Raw genomic sequence first — 3,717 nt, forward strand, 5'->3', positions numbered from 1 at the left:
TTCTTTGCAAACCAAATTCAGAAGAATCTAAAAAAGCAAGAGAAGGATTTTCAAATTTGATAGACGTTGGAATAATTTTAGAAATTGGAAATAAATTTTTACCTGCTTTTGTAAAAGAAAATGGATATGGATTTGCTCATTTGGAAAGGAAACCACTTTTGACATCGACAGAGCTAAAAGAGGAATTAACTGAATACGAATTAAATTAAAAAACGAACGCACAACAACACCTATAAACAATACGGGCTTTGGGCTTAAACGCTAAGGTTTGAGTATATTTTTGAGGTCGCGAAATCTTTGGGATTTCGCTTTGAGAAAAAAAAAGAAAAAACAAAACCAAAAGATTTCGCTTTGTGCGTGGCGGAAAGCAAACGCTAGTTTGCTCCCGCACTGTTCATAGCTAAATCGTTATCTATAAGTTACTCACCAACAAAAATTATTGGAAAATCTATAAGTCTGAACTTCCAACAAGGGAATAATTACTCAGATGAATAATGTAATCTGAAAAACGTTACGGATTGGATTCTGTTTGATTTTATAAACTAAGATTGAAAAGCTTGCGTTTATCGTTACGACTGAATTACACGCAGAAAAACCAATCTGAGCTAATCTGACAGTAGAAATGTATCATTGCGCTTAAACCGTTGCTAAAATCAGAATTCCTAAATTATATTTATATAAAAATTTAAACATCTGAACTCTGACTAACTATGAAAAGACCTATAGATAACAAAGTACTGTGGTAAAAAACAAGTAAAAATTCACTAATTTTTAGCTAAAGTACTTCTGTAAGAATCATCATATATTAATCCTGATTTTGCAATAGCAAAGGCTTGTTTTAATAGTTTATTGCACACGGCTATTAGCGCTAACTTTTTACTCTTTCCTTTGGCTACTATACGGTCATAAATAGCTTTACAGGCCTTGTTATATTTACAGGCATTAAAACTGCACATAAATAATAAATTTCTTAGTTTTTGATTTCCTATTTTACTAATTCTACTTCGTCCATTTACGCTTGTTCCACTCTTTCTTATAACAGGTGTTAACCCAGCATAACTGCATAATTCACCACCACTACTAAATCGTTCAAAACCGTCCGTTAAAACCACTAACATCAAGGCTGTTTTAGTTCCTATTCCTGGTATAGTTTTTAACCGTGTTAAAACATCTTGGTGCTCTTCTTTTACCAATAACAATAATTTAGCTTCTAAGTTGACTATTTCTTTTTCTAGTTGTTTTAAACTTCGTTTTATAGAACTCACAACTGCTTTACTTGGGTTTCCTAAAACTGCTTCACCGTGCAACTTGTTTTTTAACATTGTGCTCTGTTTTGTATACACAGAAAGGAGTCTGGTCATTTGCAAGCATTCTATTTGATGTTTAGAGCTACCTTTCCACAACTTTAAATCTACCTGACTGGCATACTCACAAATAAGTTTAGAATCACTCTTATCTGTCTTTATTTTAGACAACTTCATTTGTATAAACCGCTTTACTGCCAATGGGTTTTCTACAGATATTTTAATACCGGATTCAAGTAAATAATAAGCTAACTGATAGTGATAATATCCTGTAGCTTCCATTACACAATGGCTCGAGAGATCTAATAATTTTTCAAACTTTTTAAAGCCTGAAATAGTGTTTTTAAACTGATAGTATTTACCATCTGAATCTGTGACATCAAAAACCAAATGACTAATGTCTATTCCAAAATATTTAATATCTTTATTCATAAGAAAATGTTTTTTGAAAGGACAACCTACGCGAGTTTCAACGACTTAAAATCGAGGTCTAATTGCCTCATAGAACTGTACGAAATCTGTGTAGAAAAGAGAGGGGATTTTTCCCGAGGCTTCGGGATTGACGAGATCTGTAGTCTCTCCGTATATAATAACCTTATTCCTCTCTTTTGTCTTTTCTGATTAATACTCTAATTTAATGAATTACAAACTTAAGCCGTATATAATTTATTGCTGGCTTCTCGCCTACTTACGAAAGTCCTCGCGGACTTTCTTGGTCGGTAATTATTTACTAAATTAGTTGCTTAAACCACGCAACAAACCATATACAACAACGATGGAACACATTAGAATGAAATATATACTGAATATAATTTTAGGAACTTTAATACTAATTACTTCGTGTAAAAATAGTCCGAATCAAGTAGAGAAAGAAAAATTGAATAACGAATTAAGTGAATCCGAAATATATTTTGCTTCTAAAAGAATAAACGAAAGTTTTAGTGAAAGGGATTCTACAATGATTGAATATATTACTAAATTTCTAATACAAGATAGTATTAAAGTTACTACCAAATATTCGATAGAGGACAATTTAGAAATACAATATCTAAAAGGAAATGAAAAATTAGATTTTTTTTATAATCCAGAAACTTATAACGAGGGAAAAACAAGACGGAAATCTAACTATTATAACGTAAATGAAACTTGTTATGAGTTCAATAATGAGGGAATATCTCATAATTCAATTTACATTACGAAATTATGTTACAAGAGAAATGAAGAAGGAATATCACTTGTGGAAATATATTTATTAGACGGAGATTAGACTAAAAAATAACATTTGCCAACACCGTGTATAATTAATTGCTTGTTTTAAGTCTACTTACGAATCCCGAAGCGTCGGGACTAGCGGATTTTCTATTCAGTTTTTATTTACTAAATTAGGTGCTTAAACACGCCACTAATCATACATAATCAATTTATCTTTAATGCATTAGCAAGTTTTCGAAATCGAAAATATAAAAAAAGAGGAATTTTTAATAACGAAAAAAAATAAATAAATGGAAACAGTAAAAAGAAATTTCATAAAAAATCCAACAAGAAAGAATTTGATTTTATTTATACTATTGTGGTTTGTAGGAATATTTTTGTTGACATTAAGCACGACTGATTTATTTACTGAAAGTTTTTTTCAAAAAAAGCATGTTATGATTTACTTTTTAATGATAGGCTCTACAATAACAACAGGAAAACTTTACTATAATTATTGGAAAAATAAAAATCTGAATTCTCACCCAAATGTGGAATGAAAATCACAGCGGAATTTTTAGTTAGTTTATAAAATGGACATCTGAATTGAAAAACAGAATTTAACTTAATCGGAATTTAGCAAGTTGCGGAATTGTTCCCTTAATTGGAATTGAAAAACATTACAAAAATTTAGCAAGCTTGCGGAATTAAAAACTGACCAAAAAAAGAAAATCGGATTGAAATATTAATCCGAAGAAAAAGCACTAAAAGCTAACACCATATATAATTTATTGCTAGTTAAAGCCTTCTTACGAATCCCGAATCGTAGGGACTAGCGGATTTTCTATTCAGTTTTTATTTACTAAATTAGGTGCTTAAACACGCCACTAATCATACACAATACCGATGGAACACATTCAGCGAAAAGCTGACCAAAGTTGCTACACAGCTACGCTGTTCCCGCCCCTTTGGAAAATGTGTTCCATCGCCCTGCTAAACCAAATTGGGATAGTGCTTATCCGCTAAGTTCAGCTTTTGATGCCCATCTAGGGAAAACGATGTAACATCAGTAGCTAAAAGCAATTTGGTACGACCCATCGAACTCTCGATCCAATAAAGTGTCTCACTAATCAATTTTTTTTATAAAAATCGCTCAGCGAGACGGCTAATAAGCTTTAGCCTCGCGTGGCCGCGCGAAACTAAAGCTTATTATCTTACACTT

At 31.7% G+C, this 3,717-nt stretch carries 4 protein-coding genes; 3 read left to right on the top strand and 1 reads right to left on the bottom strand.

What is annotated here, in order from left to right:
• The coding region (locus M4I21_RS16625; protein ID WP_249560354.1) for a hypothetical protein at positions 1 to 209 on the top strand (209 nt) is incomplete at its 5' end.
• Positions 210 to 764: 555 nt separating this feature from the next.
• On the opposite strand, the gene M4I21_RS16630 is transcribed toward M4I21_RS16625, so the two are convergent.
• Positions 765 to 1,736, bottom strand: a complete 972-nt coding sequence (locus tag M4I21_RS16630) for an IS110 family RNA-guided transposase (protein ID WP_249560355.1) — start codon at positions 1,734 to 1,736, stop codon at positions 765 to 767.
• Positions 1,737 to 2,094: 358 nt separating this feature from the next.
• On the opposite strand from M4I21_RS16630, the gene M4I21_RS16635 reads away from it, so the two are divergent.
• Complete coding sequence (locus tag M4I21_RS16635) at positions 2,095 to 2,571, top strand: hypothetical protein (RefSeq protein WP_041557772.1); 477 nt, start codon at positions 2,095 to 2,097, stop codon at positions 2,569 to 2,571.
• Between the two features lie 235 nt (positions 2,572 to 2,806).
• On the top strand, positions 2,807 to 3,055 hold the full coding sequence (locus M4I21_RS16640; protein ID WP_249560356.1) for a hypothetical protein: 249 nt from the start codon (positions 2,807 to 2,809) through the stop codon (positions 3,053 to 3,055).
• Positions 3,056 to 3,717: the final 662 nt, after the last annotated feature.

This window comes from Cellulophaga sp. 20_2_10 (genome assembly GCF_023476645.1).
Taxonomy (GTDB): Bacteria; Bacteroidota; Bacteroidia; order Flavobacteriales; family Flavobacteriaceae; genus Cellulophaga.

Coding starts and splice junctions, on each gene's coding strand:
- M4I21_RS16635 (WP_041557772.1), top strand. CDS start 2,095: ATGAAATATATACTGAATATAATTTTAGGAACTTTAATACTAATTACT.
- M4I21_RS16630 (WP_249560355.1), bottom strand. CDS start 1,736: ATGAATAAAGATATTAAATATTTTGGAATAGACATTAGTCATTTGGTT.
- M4I21_RS16640 (WP_249560356.1), top strand. CDS start 2,807: ATGGAAACAGTAAAAAGAAATTTCATAAAAAATCCAACAAGAAAGAAT.